Below are 17240 nucleotides of genomic sequence, written 5' to 3'. Positions count from 1 at the left end.
CTTGAGCCGAGGATCCACACATCCGCGCCGTCTTGCTTGTCGTCTGGATCCTCGGCTCAAGGCCGAGGATGACGTTGGTGGTTGGGCAGGCGTCTTGCCTACCGGTTTGAGGCGAGGATGTTCGCCTCCTTTCCCGTCAGTTCTTCAGGTTTTCGCGGATGGCGGCGGAGATGGCGGCGAGGCCCTTGCTCAGCTCGTCCTCGGTCGGCCAGGCATAGCCGATGCGGAAATGCCGGTCGTCCTGCTCGAACCAGCTGCCGCGGCCGACATAGGCCTGGTGGCGGCTGTAGAGGCTTTCGTGGAAGCCGGCGAGATCGACATTGGCCGAGGGCACGATGCGCGGGAAACAGACGCAGCCGCCCGACGGCTCGATCCACTCGACGAGCGGTTCGGCGGCGATCCAGTTCTTCACGATGGCAAAGGCGCTGGCGATGCGGGCATTGTTGAAGGCGAGCCACGCATCGCGCTGGCTGAGCGCGACATAGGCGATGTACTCATCCACCGTGCTGCCTGAAATGCCGATCTGCTCGCGCGCGGCAAGGAAGGTTTCCATGAGGTCTGCATCGCGGGTGATCAGCCAACCGATGCGGATGCCGGGAATGCCGTAGGTCTTGGAGAGCGAGGACACGCTGATCACTCGATCCGACAGGCTGGCGGCGACGGGAAGCATCGTGCCTGATGTCATCTCGCGATAGGTTTCGTCGAACAGCAGGCGCGTGCCCTTGCGCTCGATAAGCGCGACCAGCGCCTTCAGTTCGCGCTCGGAAATCATCACGCCGGTCGGGTTGTGCGGATAGGTGACGGAGACATATTTCGTCTCCGGCCGGATCGCCGCCTCGATCGCCTGGAGGTCGAGCCTGTAGCCGGTCTCGAAGGTCAGATCGACGATGGTCATGTCGGCGCCGATGGTGCGCGGCGTTTCCAAATTCGTCGCATAGTTGGGCCTGACCACGACGATGTGGTCGCCGGCCTCCAGCATCGAGGTCGCGATGATGAAGAGCGCGCCCGCCGCACCCGCCGTGACCAGCACGTCGTCAGCCGCCAGGCCTTCGCCCGTGCCGGCGATCAGGCCGCGCAGGTCCGGCGCACCGCGATGGTCGCCATAGCACAGCAGGATGTCGTCCAGCCTGAGGTTCAGCTCACCCAGACGACGGTCGGCGACCGAGCTTTCCGAGAGATTGTAGCGGATCGTGTCGTAGCCGAGCTGCTCGGGGGATTCCAGCTCGATGGGCATGCGGACATATTTCATGGGGCTCTCCTCTGGCCTGCATGTCAAAGGGCTAGATCAACCTGCTGTCACATTCCATCCACCCCGAGGGTGATGGCGGTCGTCATTTTCGGTGTGACCGGCATCATCCTTCGGGTGGATTTCCTCCCCCCTCCTGGCAGCGCATCGTTGCCCATCGGCGGAGTGAGGACCGTCGTCAAAGAGCCAACAACGAAGGGGAATGCCATGAAATTCGTGACCGGTCTGTTGTCCGCCGCAGTCGTCAGCTTGACGGCGGCTGCCATGCCCGCCCAAGCCGAAACGCTGCGCGTCGGCATGGAATGCACCTACGCGCCCTTCAACTACCGCACGCCCGAGGGCGAGATGGCCGGCTACGACGTTGACGTCGCCAAGGGCATTGCCGAGCGCATCGGCGTCGAACTCGATTATGTTTGCCAGGAATGGGACGGCATGATCCCGGCGCTGCTCGCCAGCAAGTTCGACCTGATCGTCGCCTCCATGTCGATCACCGAGGAGCGCAAGCAGAAAATCGATTTCTCTGTTCCCTACCGCGTCTCGCTCGGCCGTATCCTCGGCTCCAAGGACGCCGCGCTGAAACTGTTCGACGCGGACGGCAAGCCGATCCCGGAGGCCTTCAATGGTCTGCGTTTCGGCGTGGAGCGCGCTTCCACTTATGCGAAATGGGTGGAGGCCAAGCTGCCGGGCGCGGAAATCGCGCTGTATGACGGTGCCCAGCCCATGCTGCTCGACCTGCAGAACGGCCGCATCGACATCGCCATCACCAATCCCATGAAGGCCTATCTCGACTTCCTCAGCAAGGAGAACGGTGCCGGCTTCGAATTCGTCTCGCCGCCGATCGACGAGGTCGAGTATTTCGGTCCGGGCGTTGGCGTCGGCCTGCGCAAGGGCAATGACGAACTGCTCGCCAAGATCGACAAGGCGCTCGAGGAGATGATCAAGGACGGTTCGCTGGAAAAGTACAGCCTGAAATACTTCCCCTTCTCCATCCAGCCGGCAAACTGGAAGGGTGTGGGCCAGTAAGCATGACCTCCGGGCGTCGCGTCAGACGCGGCGCCCGATCTGCATGACGAATATGGAGGTAGGGCATGTCGGTCCTCGACGGCTGGTGGGACGATTTCTTCTTCGGCCTGATGACGGTGTTGCAGGTCTTTTCGGTGTCGCTGGTGATCGCCGTGGTCTGCGGCCTTCTCGGCGCCTCGGCAAAGCTGTCCAAAAGCCGCATCCTGCGCGGCATCGCCCAGGGCTACACCATCGTGTTCCGCGGCGCGCCCGAGCTGCTGGTGCTGCTGCTGTTTTATTTCGGCATGGCGATCGCGCTCACCAAGCTGGTGCAGTTCGTCGATCCCTCGGTGAAGTTCATCGATCTGCCGCCGTTCTGGGCGGGTTCCATCGCCATCGGCCTGATCGTCGGCGCCTATATGACAGAGACCTTCCGCGGCGCCTTTCTCGGCGTCGATCGCGGCCAGGTCGAGGCGGCGCGGGCGCTCAGCCTCAAGCGCCATCAGATCTTCCGCTATGTGCGCCTGCCGCAGATGTGGCGGCTGGCTTTGCCGAATTTCGGCAATCACATGCTCTCCATCATGAAGGACACGGCGCTCGTTTCGATCATCGGGCTGGAGGAAATCCTCTTCGTGGCCAAGATGGCGAACTCGCTCATCCACCGCCCCTTCCTGCTCTACATGACCGTCGCCGTGATCTATCTGGCGATGACCACGGTCATCACGCTCGCCGTCGGCTGGCTGGAGCGGCGCGCCAACCGTCATCTCAGAGGTGCCCGATGAGCTTCGATCTCTCGCTGATCGCCACCAGCCTGCCGAAAATCCTGCAGGGACTGGGGCTGACCCTCAATCTTCTTGCCGTTTCCACCCTGTTCGGCCTGATCCTCGCCGTCGGCATCCTGCTGATGCGGCTGTCGCGGCGGGCATGGCTTTCCTGGCCCGCCAAGGCCTATATCTACTTCTTCCGCGGCACGCCGCTGCTCGTGCAGCTCTTCGTCATCTATCACGGCCTGCCGCAGTTCGGCTTCATCCGGCAGAGCATCCTCTGGCCGATCCTGCGCGAGCCCTACTGGTGCTCGGTCATCGCGCTGTCGCTGAATACGGCGGCTTACGTCTCGGAAATCCTGCGCGGCGGCGTGCTCGGCGTCGACAAGGGCTTCGTCGAGGCGGGCAAGGCGCTCGGTCTTTCCAAGTTCCAGCGCACGACCCGCATCACCGCTCCGCTCGCCGTGCGCCTCGCGCTGCCCGCCTACAGCAACGAGATCGTCTCGATGCTGAAATCGACCGCGCTCGCCTCCACCGTCACCCTGATGGAAATGACGGGTGTCGCCCGCACCATCGTGGCCGATACCTTCGCTCCCTACGAGATCTTCATCGCCGCGACGATCATCTATCTCGTGCTCGTCTGGATCATCCAGACCGGCTTCACGCTGATCGAGACCTATGCGAACCGCCATGTGAGAAAGACCTGATGGCCGATATCATTGTCCTGGAAAAGATGAACAAGTTCTACGGCACCTATCACGCGCTGAAGGACGTCAATCTCACGATCGCCAAGGGCGAGAAGGTCGTGGTCTGCGGTCCCTCGGGTTCGGGAAAATCCACCATGATCCGCTGCATCAACAGGCTCGAGGAGCATGACAGCGGCCGCATCATGGTTGCCGGCGAGGAGCTGACCGACGACGAGAAGAAGATCGATCTCGTGCGCCGCGAAGTCGGCATGGTGTTCCAGAGCTTCAACCTCTTCCCGCACATGACCGTGCTGGAAAACCTGACGCTCGCGCCGCGCCTGGTGCGCAAAATGGCGACCGCCGAGGCGGAAGCCGTCGCCATGAAATATCTCAACCGCGTGCGCATTCCCGACCAGGCGCACAAATATCCCTCGCAGCTTTCGGGCGGCCAGCAGCAGCGCGTCGCGATCGCCCGCGCGCTCTGCATGAACCCGGAGGTGATGCTGTTCGACGAGCCGACCTCGGCGCTCGACCCGGAAATGATTTCCGAAGTGCTCGACGTGATGACCGATCTTGCACGCGAGGGCATGACGATGGTCTGCGTGACGCACGAGATGGGCTTCGCCCGCTCCGTCGCCGACCGCATCGTCTTCATGGACCAGGGCGAGATCGTCGAAGTCTCCACCCCCGCCGAATTCTTCGCAGCCCCCAAGTCCGAGCGTGCCCGCACCTTCCTCGGACAAATCCTTGCCCATTGAGAAACGCCATGACTGTTAGCACCGAAACCTTCCTCGCCTTCGCAGAAAAGATCGCCGACAGTTCCCGCGCCCTGCTTCTGGCCGCCGCCGAAGAGGCGCCCCGCGTTGATCTGAAACAGGATGCGAGCTTCGTCACCGCCACCGACCGCGCGGTGGAAGCCCGGCTGCGCGAACAGATCCGCGCCGCTTTCCCGGACCACGGCATCATGGGCGAGGAATATGGCAGCGAGCGGCTGGATGCCGAATTCGTCTGGGTGCTCGACCCGATCGACGGCACCGCCGCCTGGGTGGCTGGCATTCCCGTCTATGGTACTCTGATTTCGCTGGCGCATGGCGGCAAGCCTTTGCTCGGCGTCATCGACCTTCCCGCCACCGCCGAGCGCCTCACCGGTATTTCCGGTCAAGGCGCCTGGCACAACGGCAAGCCGATCCGCTGCCGCAAGGGCACCGCACTTGCCGATGCCTACATGACCTCCTCCAACCCGCGCTTCGTACCAGACGCCGACCGTGCGCCCTTCGCACGGCTCGACAATGCCGTGCAGTTCACGCAATACGGCGGCAGCTGCTACAGCTATGCCTGCCTGGCGCGCGGCCGTACGGACCTTGCCGTCGATGCCGGTTTCGACGCCTATGACCTCTTTGCCCCGACCGCCATCATCGAAGGCGCAGGCGGCATCGTCACGGACTGGCAGGGTGGTCCGCTCGATCTCGGCTGGAAGGGCTGCGTCATCGCGGCGGGCGATCCGGCACTGCATGCGCAGGCGCTCAAGGTGCTTGCCGCAGGCTGAAGCCCGAGGCGGAACAAAGCGCTGCCCAGTGCAGTTCGGCTCCATCATTCAAAACCGATGGAGCAAAGCAATGGGCGACCGCAAACAAGCCTCTCGTGAAGACGATTTCCGGGATTACGAACAGCGCGACACCCGCGACGGCTGGCCCTATGCGGACAGCGATGGCAGTGGGGCGGGCAGGAACGCGCCCTACGGCACTACGGGCGCCAATCTCGAGCAGTCGGACAACAACGGCATCGAGATTTCCGGCGATCCCGAACTGCGGGACGTCGATGGCGCCCCGCTGCCGTTCTCAGACGACGAGGCGAACACGATTGCCGACGACGACCTTGAGGAGCGCATCGCGCAATTGCTTGAAGAGGACGGGCGGTTCGATCTCGATTCTCTGGAAATCACGATTCGCGGCGGTATTGCCGATCTCGATGGTTCCGTCGATGGCGAAGAAGACCGCCGTCGCCTGATCGGCCTTGTCCGCCGGGTGAAAGGCGTGCGCGCGGTCACGGCCGAGAACCTCATGACGCGCGGCGTCGATAGTCACATGCCGCGGGATATGGACGAATAGACATACGGATGAAATGCTGCCGGCCCGGCATTGACTGTCGGGTCGGCCTCGTTCGTCGAGAGCGCCGTGCGTGTGAACAAAGAACGCTTCTAGTGAACGGTGATTGCGATATTCGCGTCGTAGGCGGCAGCCAGGAAGGCGTCGCGCACATCCTCGTCCTCCACGTCGCCATCAAGCGCATCCGCGCAGATGCGGATGGCATTGAAGAAGGCGTCACCGTGTTGCTTCGGCCAGAATTCCAGGAGGTAGGCGGCCGCCTCGAGGGAGCTGCGCACGACCACGAAGGATTGCGCTTCGTCGTTGGTTACCACGACGGGCATCGGCCAATTGTGAGCGTTTTCCATGACGAACCTCCTTCCGGTGTTCTTCCCATACAATCAGGGATGGCGAAAAAAGTTCCATGCGCTGCGGTGCGCAAATCCTTTTCTTGACAAGGCAGGATGGAACATATAGTGAACAAATATGAAGAAATCGCTGCAGCAACGCTTGGCCATCCTGTCGGATGCGGCCAAATACGATGCCTCCTGCGCGTCGAGTGGAACCGTCAAGCGCGACTCCGTGGTATCAGGCGGCCTCGGCTCGACAGAAGGGGCGGGGATTTGCCATGCCTATGCGCCGGACGGGCGCTGTATTTCGCTTCTGAAAATCCTGCTCACCAATTTCTGCATCTTCGATTGCGCCTATTGCATCAACCGTTCGTCGAGCAATGTGGAGCGCGCCCGCTTCACGCCGGACGAGGTTGTCTGGCTGACACTGGAATTCTATCGGCGCAACTATATCGAAGGCCTGTTCCTCTCGTCCGGCATCATCCGCTCGCCGGATCATACGATGGGCGAGATGGTGAAGGTGGCGAAGGATCTGCGGGTGGTGCACGGCTTTCGCGGCTATATCCATCTCAAATCGATCCCCGACGCGTCGCCGGAACTGATCGAGGAAGCGGGGCTCTATGCCGATCGCCTGTCGCTCAATATCGAATTGCCGACGGACGCCGGGATCGGCCGTTTCGCGCCGGAGAAGCGTCCTGAAGGCATCCGCCGCGCCATGGGAGACCTGCGCCGCAAGATCGAGGCGGCCGGCGAGCCGACCTTGCAGACCAAGCGCCGAAAACGCTTCGTGCCGGGCGGCCAGAGCACGCAGATGATCGTGGGTGCCGATGGCGCCGACGATGCGACCATCCTGAAGACGAGCGCCCGGCTCTATGGCAGCTACGGCCTGAAGCGCGTTTATTATTCCGCCTTCAGCCCCATTCCGGATGCCTCGCGTGCGCTGCCGCTGATCAAGCCGCCGCTGGTGCGCGAACATCGGCTTTACCAGGCAGACTGGCTCTATCGGTTCTACGGGTTCGGCGTCGACGAGATCACCGCCGCGACCGGCGGCATGCTTGATCTCGATATGGACCCCAAGCTTGCCTGGGCGCTCGCCAACCGGCAAGATTTCCCCGTCGACGTCAACAGGGCGGGGAAGGAGACCCTGCTGCGCGTGCCGGGCTTCGGCACGAAGACGGTCGATGCCATCCTCTCCAGCCGCCGTTTCCGCCGCCTGCGGCTGGAAGATCTGGCGCGGCTTAGCGTTTCCGTGCGCAAGGTGAAGGCGTTCATCGAGGCGGAGGGTTGGATGCCACTGAAGCTCGCCGACCGCGCCGACTTGAAGACGCTCTTCGCGCGCAAGCCGGAACAGCTTTCGTTGCTGTGATGTGGACGATCCCGCTTCTCGCCCGCGGTGATTTTTCCGAATGGCGCGATGCCGCCCGCGCGCTTGCCACAGCCGGCGTCTCGCCGCGCGAGGTGGACTGGCGCATCCAAGGCGACATAGAACTCTTCGAGGCCAGCACATTGCCGGAGCTGCCGGTGCCTGATGCCGCCGCACCCCCGCTCGTGGTGCCGCAGGCCTTCCTGCCGCTTGCCGAGGCCGTCGTCTGCCACACGGATCCGGGGCGTTTCCATCTGCTCTATCGCCTGCTCTGGCGCCTGCAATCCGACCGGCGTCTGCTGGAACTGACGGCGGACAAGGATGTCGCCTGGGCGCGGCTGCTGGCCAAGAATGTCGCGCGTGACAGCCACAAGATGACGGCCTTCGTGCGGTTCAAGGAAATCGCAGGGGAGGTGGAAGGCCGCCGACGGTTTTTCGCCTGGTTCGAGCCGACGCATTTCGTCGTCGCGCGCACCGCGCCGTTCTTTCGCCGCCGCTTCGCCGATATGGACTGGATCATCGCAACGCCGAAGGGCACGGCGAGCTGGAATGGCGAAAGCCTGATCGCCGACATGCGGCCGGGCGAGGATCCTGGCCACGGCGATCCCACGGACGCGCTCTGGCGCACCTATTATGCCAGTATCTTCAATCCGGCGCGGCTGAAGACCAAGGCCATGCAGGCGGAGATGCCAAAAAAATACTGGCGCAACCTGCCCGAGGCGGCCCTCATTCCCGAACTGATCGCCAATGCGGAGGCCAATGTGCGCGCCATGGCCGAGCGTGCTGCCAGCGATCCGCCGGCCTTTCACTACCGGCTTCAGGATTCGGCACAGGCAATGCCGGCCGCCGGTTTTGCTGACGTGGGCACACTGGGAGGCCTGCGTGAAGAGGCCCGGCGCTGCACGCGCTGCCCGCTGCATTGCACGGCGACGCAGACCGTCTTCGGCGAAGGGCAGGAGGCGGCGACGATGATGATGGTCGGCGAGCAGCCGGGCGATCAGGAAGACCTTGCCGGCCGTCCCTTTGTCGGCCCGGCCGGAAAAGTGCTGGATGGCGTGCTGAAGGAGGCCGGCCTTGCGCGCGAAACGCTTTACCTCACCAATGCCGTCAAGCATTTCAAATATCAGCCGCGCGGCAAGCGCCGAATCCACGAGAAGCCGAACCGGGGCGAGATCGATCACTGCCGCTGGTGGCTGACGAAGGAAATCGAACTCGTCAAACCCAGGATCATCGTGGCCCTGGGCGCCACTGCCCTCTATGCGCTGACGGGGGAGCGGCGCCCGCTCAGCCAGGTGCGCAGCCAACCCGTGGCGATGGAGGATAATGTCGTGCTCTACCCAACCATCCATCCTTCGTTTCTGCTACGTCTGCCCGATGAGGCCGAACGCCGGCGCCAGCATGCCCTCTTTCTCGAGGACATCAGGGATATCGGTCATCTGGCGAAGAGCTTTTCGGGCTAGATCTGGATTTGGTGCCGCTTGAAATCCGTCCGTGACACCACGCCGGAAAGGCGGCTCTGGCGGTCGAGCACGGCGAGGCGACGCAGGTGCAACGACTGCATGTTGGCGAGCACAATGGCGGGATCCTCGTCGTCATAACAATAGGTGATGTTGGTGGTCATGATGTCGGAGACCTTGGTGACCTCGGCGTTAAGGCCCGGAGCGACGGCGCGCAGGATGATGTCGCGGTCCGTCAGCGTGCCGACAAGGCCGCTGGCATCGGCAACCGGCAGAAAGGCGATATCCCACTCCGCCATGAGGCTCGCGGCATAGTGCAACGCCTCCTCCGGGCGGACGAGGTGAACGTTGCGCGTCATGATGTCGCCGATATGCATGAGGACCTCTCGAAAATCATTTCGGTAGGAACAGCCGAAGGCACTTTTGGTTCCGAAATCCGCTGTGTCCTGTCGAAGGCGATGGATATCCACGGGCCGGCCTTGCCACGCGATGCAAAGCCGTAGATCGCCTCGCCCGGCAAGGCGGGCGGCGCTCCGCTCGCCTCCATCAGATTGGCGCGAAGGAGAAGCGTTCCGCCGGGCGAACGCCAGTCGATCGCGACGATGCCGTCCTCGGCAGTCAGGATATGCGGTTCGATGGGGCTGGTCTTCAGAAGCGGCGCGATATGCCGCTGCCGCAGGCCGATGAGGTCGCGGATGAAAGCCATCTGTTGCCGGCCCTCAGGCGTGTCGGCGCGCGACCAGTCGAGCTTGGAGCGCTCAAAGGTTTGGTCGGAAAGCGGATCGGGCAGGTCCGAAAGGGCCCTGTCATCGGGCAGACCGCCGAATTTCTCCGCTTCCGCCTCCCGTCCGGCCTTTATCGCGCGGGCAAGCTCGCCCTCGAAATCGGCAAAAAACTGGAAGGGCTGCTCCTCACCGTACTCGTCACCCATGAAGAGAAGCGGCACCGGCGGAGACAGCATCAGCAGCGCCGTCATGACCTTGAGCAGATCGGGGTCGGTCTGGCGCGCCAGCCGGTCGCCGAAGGCGCGGTTGCCGATCTGGTCGTGGTTTTGCAGGAAGTTGATATTGACGTCGGGCGGGAGCGGATCCTGCGGCGCCGGGCCGACGCGATCCTTGCCGCGGTCTGCACGCACGAAACCCTTGGCCGTGGCCTCGCGAAGCGTGCCGATCGTATCGTCGAGGAAGTTCTCGTAATAGCCACCCGTCTCACCGGTCGCGATGACGTGCAGGGCATGGTGGAATTCGTCGTTCCAGCCGGCGGTGTAATGTCTGACGATGCCGCCGTCGCGGTTGAGCAGGCTCTTGCGGCTCTGCAGGTCCTCTACGGCGAGGTGAATGTGCCGGCCGGGGGCTGCCGCCCGCACGGTTTCCGCAAGCTCGATCAAAAGATGCGTCTCGCTCTCGTCCTCGATCTGCTCCGTCGCATCGAGCCGCAACCCGTCGAAACGGTAATCGACGATCCATTGCAGGGCATTCTCGATGAAGTAGCGGCGCACGGCCGGTTCGCCGAAAGCGATCGCCGCGCCCCAGGGCGTGTGCCGCTCGGGGTGGAAGAAATCCGGTGCGATGCGCGGCAGCATATTCCCGACGGGGCCGAAGTGATTGTAGACGACGTCGAGCAGCACCATCATGCCCTGGCCATGCGCCGCATCGATGAGCGCCTTCAGATCATCCGGCGTGCCATAGGCGGGATGCGGTGCATGGAGCAGCACGCCGTCGTAACCCCAGCCGCGCCGGCCGGCGAAATGGGCGACGGGCATGAGCTCGATGGCGGTGATGCCGAGCGCCCGAAGATGCGGCAGGCGGTCGATTGCGGCGCGGAACGTCCCCTCGGGCGTGAAGGTGCCGATATGCAGTTCGTAGAGAACCGCCTCGGCCCAGGCGCGTCCCTTCCATTCGGCATTCTGCCAGGTATAGGCGTCATGATCGACGACAAGCGAGGGGCCGTGCGCGTCATCCACCTGGGCGTGGGCGGCGGGGTCCGGCAGCGTCGTGCCGTCTCGAAGGCGAAAGGCATAGCGGTCGCCGGCCTTTGCGCCTGTCGTCAGGCGGTGCCAACCATCGTCCATACGCTGCATGGGGATTTCGCGGCCCTCGACCAGAAGCGTGACGCTCTCCTGCGCCGGTGCCCAGAGGCGGAACGTGGCGCCGCCATCCTTCTCCAAAACCGGTCCCCAACTGCGCTGCGTCATCAATGGCTCCTTCATCCGCTTCCTCTGCCGTTCGACAGGAGCGGAACCGGGCGGGCGGCAAAATGTTCCGGAACAAACAGCGTCTTTTCGCGTTGCATCATCGCATTTTCGCGCCCTGAAAAACGGTCCGGTGGAGAACCGTAGGGTGTGATTGCGCAATCGCTGCAGCCTTTCGCAGCTCTATCCGGGGAGGCCATTTGCTCGCTCGAAGGGGACGCATTTCATGAGCTATTCTTTTTCCGAACTCGACTTCATGAAGCCGGAGCTTGGCGCCGAATTCACCGGCGACGGCACGCATTTCGCTGTGTTTTCCGCCCATGCGGAGCAGATGGAGCTGTGTCTGTTTTCTCCCGACGGGAAGGAAGAGACGGCGCGCCTTGCTTTGCCCAAGCGCGAGGGCGACATCTGGTCGGGTTATATAGCCGGCCTGAAACCGGGCACCGTCTACGGCTACCGGGCGCACGGCCCCTACGATCCGAAGGCCGGCCACCGCTTCAATCCGAACAAGCTGCTGCTCGATCCCTATGCCAAACAGGTGCTCGGCGAAATCCAGTGGGATGACGCGCTCTATGGCTACAAGATCGGCGACAAGGCGGAGGATCTGTCCTTCGACGAGCGCGACAGCGCCCCCTTCATGGTCAAGGGCGTGGTGCAGGACCCGGATTTCGACTGGGCGGGCGATGCGGCCATCCGCCGGCCCTGGACCGACACGATCATCTACGAAGCCCATGTGCGCGGCATGACGATGACGCACCCCGGCGTGCCGGAGGAACTGCGCGGCACCTTCATGGGCATGGCGAGCGATGCGATCATCGAGCATCTCGTCGATCTCGGCATTTCGGCCATCGAGCTCCTGCCGATCCAGTATTTCCCCGATGACCGCTACCTGCTGGAAAAGGGCTTGCGCAATTACTGGGGCTACCAGACGCTCGGCTTCTTCGCGCCGCAGCCGCGTTTCCTCTCCGGCAAGGCCATCACCGAATTCAAGACCATGGTGAAGCGGTTCCATGCCGCCGGCATCGAGGTCATCATGGACGTGGTCTATAATCACACGGCCGAGGGGTCGGAGCGCGGCCCGACGCTCAGCTTCCGCGGTCTCGACAATCTCAGCTATTACCGCCTGTCGCCGGACGATCCGCGCCACTCCTACGATACGACGGGTACCGGCAACACCGTCAACATCGCCCATCCCATGGTGCTGCGCATGGTACTGGACAGCCTGCGCTACTGGGTCGGCGTCATGCATGTCGATGGGTTCCGCTTCGATCTGGCGAGCACGCTCGGCCGCACGCGCCATATCGAATTCGACCGTGACGGCGCCTTCTTCGATGCCATCAGGCAGGATCCGATCCTGTCGGGCGTCAAGCTCATCGCCGAGCCGTGGGATGTCGGCGACGGCGGCTATCAGGTCGGCGGCTTCCCCTATCCGTTCCGCGAATGGAACGACAAATACCGCGACGACGTGCGCCGCTTCTGGAAGGGCGACGGTGGGCTGGTCGCCGGCCTTGCCTCGCGCCTCACGGGCTCCGCGCCGCAGTTCAACCATTCCGATCGCGGCTCGACGTCGTCCGTCAATCTGATCAGCGCCCATGACGGCTTCACCCTGATGGACACCGTCTCCTATGACGGCAAGCACAACGAGGCGAATGGCGAGGAAAACCGCGACGGCCATTCCGACAACCATTCGCACAATCTGGGTGCGGAAGGGGTGACCGACAACGCCGACATCATCGCCGCCCGCGACCGCCGCCGCCGCAACATGATCGCGACGCTGATGCTGAGCCAGGGCGTGCCCATGCTGCTCGGGGGCGACGAACTCGGCAACAGCCAGAACGGCAACAACAACGCCTACTGCCAGGACAACGAGATCGGCTGGACGGACTGGAGCGGGCTCGATGATCCCTTCCTGAATTTCTGCAAGGGGGCCGTCGCCTTCCGCAAGGCTCATCCTGCGCTGCGGCAGGAGCGTTTCCTGACGGGCGATGCGGCGGAAGACGGCTCGATCGAGATCGCCTGGTACAAGCCGGACGGCAGCTTCATGAGCGATGCCGCCTGGAAGGACGGCAATCTGCGCGCCTTCGGTCTCTTCCTCTCGAAGCCCGGAAACGGCGAAGGACCGGATCAGCTCTTCGTCGTCTGCAATGCCGGCGGCGATTGCACGATGACCCTGCCTTCCGTGAACGGCATTGCATCGTGGAAACGTGTCCTGGATACCGGCGCTACGGACGATGCCTTCGCCGAGCACGCGGCGGAAAGCCCGGCCACGATTTATGGCGCAAGCATCGCCGTCTTCGAACCTGTGAACTGACGGTTTGCCATGGCGCCTGACACGCTTTCGCAAACCGGTCTCGTCTATGTCTCCGACAGCGAGCCCGGAATCCGGCGCCAGCGTGCAGGCCGCAGTTTCTGCTATCGCCTGCCGGATGGTGCGCTCGTGCGGGATGCGGCGCTGAAGGCCCGCATATCCGCGCTTGGCCTGCCACCGGCCTATGACAATGTCTGGATCTGCATCCACGACAACGGCCACTTGCAGGCCACCGGTTACGATGCGCGGGGGCGAAAGCAGTATCGCTATCATGCCGACTGGCAGGCGTTGAAAAGCGGCGACAAGTTCGGCCAGCTCATCGCCTTCGGCCGGGCGCTGCCGAAAATCCGCCGTGCGGTGCGGCGCGATCTCGACGGTGCACCGGGCGCGGTCGATACGATGCTGGCGGCGATCACCGTGCTGCTCGACGAGGCGCAATTGCGCGTCGGCAACCGCACCTATGCGGAGGAAAACAAGACCTATGGCGCGACGACGCTGTTGAAACGCCACGTCAAGCTGGCTGACGGCCGCATCGAATTGCGCTTCACGGCAAAGGGCGGCAAGCGTGTTCAGCGCACGCTGAAACATCCGCGCCTGCAGCGCATCCTGGAAGACAGCGCCGATCTGCCCGGCCGGCAGCTCTTCGTCTGGAAGGACGAGACGAACTTGGTGCGCCCGATCGATTCCGGCCGGCTCAACGGCTATCTCGCCGAAATCGCCGGCATCGCGGTCTCAGCCAAGACGTTCCGCACCTGGGCGGGGAGCCTCGCGGCCTTCGCCATGGCCCGCCAAGCCATCGAAGCGGGCGGGCGGCCGACGATCAAGGGCATGGCGAACGCCGCCTCCGAGGCCCTGCACAACACGCCGGCCATCGCCCGGTCGAGCTACATTCATCCTGATGTCATCGCGCTTGCCGAAACGCCCGAGACGCTGCGCATCGCCATGCGTCGCCCGCCGCTCGCCATCAAGGGATTGCGGGCGGAGGAGGAGCGGCTTCTGCGCTTCCTTGAAAACCGCCGCAACGCCCGCCGCCGCGCCGGCAAAAAAGCGCCGGCGGCGCGAACTGCGCAGCCGGCGGTGTAAGCAGCTTTACGGAATCAGGCCGCGCGGCGTTCGTGGCGGCCTTCTTCGATCTCTTCCACGATCTTGGCCACGAAGGCGTCGAGATCCTCGGGCGAGCGCGAGGTAATGATGCCCTGGTCTGTCACCACCTTCTCGTCGTGCCACTCGGCGCCGGCATTGATGACATCCGTCTTGATCGACGGATAGGAGGTGGCCTTGCGGCCGCGCAGCGCATCGGCCTCGATCAGCAGCCAAGGTGCATGGCAGATCGCCGCGACGACCTTGCCGGAGGCGAGGAAGTCGCGCACGACGCGCATCGCCGTTTCGTCCTTGCGCAGCAGGTCCGGGTTGATCTGGCCGCCGGGCAGGACGAGCGCGTCGAAGGCGGTGGAGGAAACATCGGCCGCCGTCAAATCGACGTCGACCGTATCGCCCCAGTCTTTCTTGTCCCAGCTCTTGATCGGACGTTTTTCCAGCGAGGCGATGGAGACGGTCGCGCCGCGTTTCTTCAGCTCTTCCAGCGGCACGCGCAGTTCGGAGCGCTCGTAGCCGTCGGTCGCAAGAATGAGAATACGGGCTTCTTCGATGGAGGGCATGGGTTTTCCTTTCAAGTGTATGGGGTGGTGCCGCTGCCGTCAGGGACGGAGCGAGGGCACCTTGGCGGTGGAGTTCGGACTTGGATGCCGCCTTGAGGCGATAGCCTTCTCGGTGGCCGCGTCGGCATTGACTGAATTACGTTTCGTTTTGAGATGTTCGGGGAGGGCTACCTTTTCGAGGTCGGCGCGTTCGCGCGCTGCCTGTTCCCAGTGCTCTTGGTCCTTGCCATGCGGGCGGCCTTCCGCCTCCCACAGGCTATAGGCACGTTTATTGATCCATTCCTGGCGTTCGTCGTCTTGCACGATTGATGTCCCTTCGAAGGTGTCAGCGGTCTATGCCGCCGTCCACGTGTTTACGCTGAAGCCGGCTTCCTTGGCGGCTTCGATAAAGGCCCGGCGGGCAAAAGCCGGGTCGTCGTCGCTGGTCAGCCCCTGCTCGCCAATGCTGGTCGCCGCCAGAAGAGCAGGGCCATCTTTTATCGGCCAGTGGTTTTTGAGGCAGAGCAGGGCGTCCCGCGTGCTGTGCACGCGCAGTACACGCCCGTCACCCTCAAGGATGACGGCCTCGTCCCATAGCCTGTCGGTCGCGTAGATCGTCATGTCACGCCCTCCACCGCCGGTTCGGCCGGAATATCGACAAGGCTGACGATGCCGACTACACGCCGCTCATCGTTGACAACCACGAGACGCCGCACCGCGAGATCGCGCATGCGGGCTGCGACAGTGGCCGTCTCGTCATTCTCGTTACACACCTCAGGCGACACGGTCATGAATTCGGCAAGGCCCGTCGAGGTCGAAAGCCCCTTGGCGAGCACCGAAACGACGATGTCGCGATCGGTGATGATACCGACGATGGCGCCGACGCCGGGCACCTCCACGGGGAGCGCGCCGACTTCGGTTTCCGCCATCAGACGGGCGGCCGACTGGGCCGTGTCATTGGGGGAGGCGGTGACGATCTGGGCGGACATCACGTCCTTGACACGCATTCCCATCGCCTCCTTCAAAGCCTTCCATTGGACAGGCTGCGACCATGGACCGCTGCGGGCACGGCAATCTCGGCACGTCCCTGATCAAGCGGCAGATCGACCTGATGCGGCACGATGACCTGCGGCTCCCACGAATTGCGGCGTTTGCTGCGATGGCTGGTTTCGGGATCCGTTTGGGGGGCGGGTTTGCGGGCGAGCGTTTTTTTCTTCTGGCGCACGTAAAACTCCTGCGAACTGAGTTGGTGTCTGAAACAAACGCCGAGGCCGGGCCATGGTTCCCGAAAAACACGGAACAGGATCGCTCCCGGAACATTCCTGTCGCGCTGTGCAACGGAGAAAACGCCATGCTTTTTGCAGGAAAGGTCGCCCTAGTGACGGGGGCAGGATCCGGGATCGGCAAGGCGACGGCAGAGGCCTTTGCCCGTCATGGTGCGAGCGTTGGGGTGCTCAGCCGAACCGAAGAAGAGGTTGAAGCGGTGGTGCATGATATCCGCGCCCTTGGCGGCGACGCCATAGCGCTGGTCGCCGATATCGCGGACGAGGCATCGATGCGGGTGGCGGTGGACCGGCTCGTGGGGGCTTTCGGCACTCTCGATATCGTGATCGCCAATGCCGGCATCAACGGCGTCTGGGCGCCGATCGAAGACCTGAAGCCTGCCGAATGGGACGAAACGATCGCCGTCAACCTGCGCGGAACCTATCTGACCCTGCATCTCACCGTGCCGCATCTCAAGGCCGCCGGAGAAGGCAGCATCGTCGTCGTCTCCTCCATCAACGGCACGCGCACCTTCACCACGCCGGGTGCCACGGCCTATTCCGCCACGAAGGCCGCGCAGCTTGCGATGGTGCAGCAACTGGCGCTGGAGCTCGGCAAGTCGCACATCCGCGTCAACGCCATTTGCCCTGGCGCCATCGAGACAGAGATCGACGACAACACCCGCCAGCGCGGCGCGGACGAGGCCGGCATCCCGGTGGTGTGGCCGCAGGGGCAAATCCCGATCTCCGCCGGCGAACCGGGCACGGCGGCGGAAGTCGCCGATGCGATCGTCTTCCTCGCCTCCTCCAAGGCCCGCCACATCACCGGCGTGCCACTGTGGATCGACGGCGGACAGGGGTTGTTGCGGTGAGTGCTGTCGCTTTGCGCC

The 17240-nt window shown here is 63.5% G+C and carries 20 protein-coding genes; 11 read left to right on the top strand and 9 right to left on the bottom strand.

The genetic code is table 11. From position 1 onward, the window contains the following. Window positions 1-136 precede the first annotated feature (136 nt). A complete protein-coding gene (locus tag ACOZK4_RS16620) occupies window positions 137-1249 on the bottom strand; it encodes an aminotransferase class I/II-fold pyridoxal phosphate-dependent enzyme (RefSeq protein WP_421592843.1) in 1113 nt (370 codons plus the stop codon). A 204-nt stretch (window positions 1250-1453) separates the two neighbouring features. Between ACOZK4_RS16620 and ACOZK4_RS16615 the strand changes: the two genes are divergently transcribed. The 6 genes from ACOZK4_RS16615 (at window position 1454) to ACOZK4_RS16590 (ending at window position 5806) form a co-directional block, all read left to right on the top strand. Then, window positions 1454-2269 carry a transporter substrate-binding domain-containing protein gene (locus tag ACOZK4_RS16615; protein ID WP_313530257.1) on the top strand — a complete coding sequence of 272 codons (816 nt, stop codon included), beginning with the start codon at window positions 1454-1456 and terminating at the stop codon, window positions 2267-2269. A gap of 65 nt (window positions 2270-2334) precedes the next feature. Then, entirely contained in the window at window positions 2335-3030 is a 696-nt protein-coding gene (locus ACOZK4_RS16610; protein WP_421592842.1) for an ABC transporter permease, read from the top strand. Further along, window positions 3027-3719 (top strand): ABC transporter permease, encoded by a 693-nt coding sequence (locus ACOZK4_RS16605; RefSeq protein ID WP_313530262.1) that lies wholly within the window; start codon window positions 3027-3029, stop codon window positions 3717-3719. Before ACOZK4_RS16610 ends, ACOZK4_RS16605 begins: the two co-directional genes overlap by 4 nt. Then, window positions 3719-4456 carry an amino acid ABC transporter ATP-binding protein gene (locus ACOZK4_RS16600; RefSeq protein ID WP_421592841.1) on the top strand — a complete coding sequence of 246 codons (738 nt, stop codon included), beginning with the start codon at window positions 3719-3721 and terminating at the stop codon, window positions 4454-4456. Before ACOZK4_RS16605 ends, ACOZK4_RS16600 begins: the two co-directional genes overlap by 1 nt. A gap of 8 nt (window positions 4457-4464) precedes the next feature. After that, on the top strand, window positions 4465-5244 hold the full coding sequence (locus ACOZK4_RS16595) for an inositol monophosphatase family protein (RefSeq protein ID WP_421592840.1): 780 nt from the start codon (window positions 4465-4467) through the stop codon (window positions 5242-5244). Next, window positions 5231-5806 (top strand): BON domain-containing protein, encoded by a 576-nt coding sequence (locus tag ACOZK4_RS16590; protein ID WP_421592839.1) that lies wholly within the window; start codon window positions 5231-5233, stop codon window positions 5804-5806. Before ACOZK4_RS16595 ends, ACOZK4_RS16590 begins: the two co-directional genes overlap by 14 nt. A gap of 89 nt (window positions 5807-5895) precedes the next feature. On the opposite strand, the gene ACOZK4_RS16585 is transcribed toward ACOZK4_RS16590, so the two are convergent. Further along, on the bottom strand, window positions 5896-6150 hold the full coding sequence (locus tag ACOZK4_RS16585) for a DUF982 domain-containing protein (protein ID WP_421592838.1): 255 nt from the start codon (window positions 6148-6150) through the stop codon (window positions 5896-5898). 118 nt (window positions 6151-6268) lie between these two features. Here ACOZK4_RS16585 and ACOZK4_RS16580 point away from each other — a divergent pair, with 118 nt between their 5' ends. Beyond that, a complete protein-coding gene (locus ACOZK4_RS16580) occupies window positions 6269-7498 on the top strand; it encodes a putative DNA modification/repair radical SAM protein (protein WP_421592837.1) in 1230 nt (409 codons plus the stop codon). Continuing rightward, on the top strand, window positions 7498-8955 hold the full coding sequence (locus tag ACOZK4_RS16575; RefSeq protein WP_421592836.1) for a UdgX family uracil-DNA binding protein: 1458 nt from the start codon (window positions 7498-7500) through the stop codon (window positions 8953-8955). The genes ACOZK4_RS16580 and ACOZK4_RS16575 overlap by 1 nt, the downstream gene beginning before the upstream one ends. Here the strand turns inward: ACOZK4_RS16575 and ACOZK4_RS16570 are convergent. Next, the gene (locus ACOZK4_RS16570) at window positions 8952-9329 is read right to left on the bottom strand and encodes a CBS domain-containing protein (protein WP_421592835.1); all 378 of its coding nucleotides are present in this window, start codon (window positions 9327-9329) and stop codon (window positions 8952-8954) included. The genes ACOZK4_RS16575 and ACOZK4_RS16570 overlap by 4 nt on opposite strands. Next, on the bottom strand, window positions 9308-11146 hold the full coding sequence (gene treZ / locus ACOZK4_RS16565) for a malto-oligosyltrehalose trehalohydrolase (RefSeq protein ID WP_421592834.1): 1839 nt from the start codon (window positions 11144-11146) through the stop codon (window positions 9308-9310). The genes ACOZK4_RS16570 and treZ overlap by 22 nt, the downstream gene beginning before the upstream one ends. A gap of 223 nt (window positions 11147-11369) precedes the next feature. Here treZ and glgX point away from each other — a divergent pair, with 223 nt between their 5' ends. Both glgX and ACOZK4_RS16555 read left to right on the top strand, forming a co-directional pair. Then, on the top strand, window positions 11370-13454 hold the full coding sequence (gene glgX, locus ACOZK4_RS16560; protein WP_421592833.1) for a glycogen debranching protein GlgX: 2085 nt from the start codon (window positions 11370-11372) through the stop codon (window positions 13452-13454). 9 nt (window positions 13455-13463) lie between these two features. Further along, window positions 13464-14534, top strand: a complete 1071-nt coding sequence (locus tag ACOZK4_RS16555) for a DNA topoisomerase IB (protein WP_421592832.1) — start codon at window positions 13464-13466, stop codon at window positions 14532-14534. Between the two features lie 14 nt (window positions 14535-14548). Here the strand turns inward: ACOZK4_RS16555 and ACOZK4_RS16550 are convergent, their stop codons facing one another. Genes ACOZK4_RS16550 through ACOZK4_RS16530 form a run of 5 tightly spaced genes read right to left on the bottom strand, consistent with a single transcriptional unit; the run spans window position 14549 to window position 16313 of the window. Then, the gene (locus ACOZK4_RS16550) at window positions 14549-15109 is read right to left on the bottom strand and encodes a type 1 glutamine amidotransferase domain-containing protein (RefSeq protein WP_421592831.1); all 561 of its coding nucleotides are present in this window, start codon (window positions 15107-15109) and stop codon (window positions 14549-14551) included. Between the two features lie 39 nt (window positions 15110-15148). Further along, complete coding sequence (locus tag ACOZK4_RS16545; RefSeq protein WP_313530290.1) at window positions 15149-15412, bottom strand: DUF2934 domain-containing protein; 264 nt, start codon at window positions 15410-15412, stop codon at window positions 15149-15151. A gap of 30 nt (window positions 15413-15442) precedes the next feature. After that, window positions 15443-15703: a DUF982 domain-containing protein gene (locus tag ACOZK4_RS16540; RefSeq protein WP_409530395.1), complete on the bottom strand. Its 261-nt coding sequence runs from the start codon at window positions 15701-15703 to the stop codon at window positions 15443-15445. 2 nt (window positions 15704-15705) lie between these two features. After that, a complete protein-coding gene (locus ACOZK4_RS16535; protein ID WP_421592830.1) occupies window positions 15706-16095 on the bottom strand; it encodes a CBS domain-containing protein in 390 nt (129 codons plus the stop codon). A gap of 14 nt (window positions 16096-16109) precedes the next feature. Further along, entirely contained in the window at window positions 16110-16313 is a 204-nt protein-coding gene (locus ACOZK4_RS16530; RefSeq protein WP_421592829.1) for a hypothetical protein, read from the bottom strand. 126 nt (window positions 16314-16439) lie between these two features. Between ACOZK4_RS16530 and ACOZK4_RS16525 the strand changes: the two genes are divergently transcribed. Beyond that, a complete protein-coding gene (locus ACOZK4_RS16525; protein WP_421592828.1) occupies window positions 16440-17222 on the top strand; it encodes an SDR family oxidoreductase in 783 nt (260 codons plus the stop codon). Window positions 17223-17240: the final 18 nt, after the last annotated feature.

The organism is Shinella sp. M27 (assembly GCF_049199905.1).
GTDB lineage: Bacteria > Pseudomonadota > Alphaproteobacteria > Rhizobiales > Rhizobiaceae > Shinella.
This window is presented reverse-complemented; position numbering and strand designations above follow the sequence as displayed.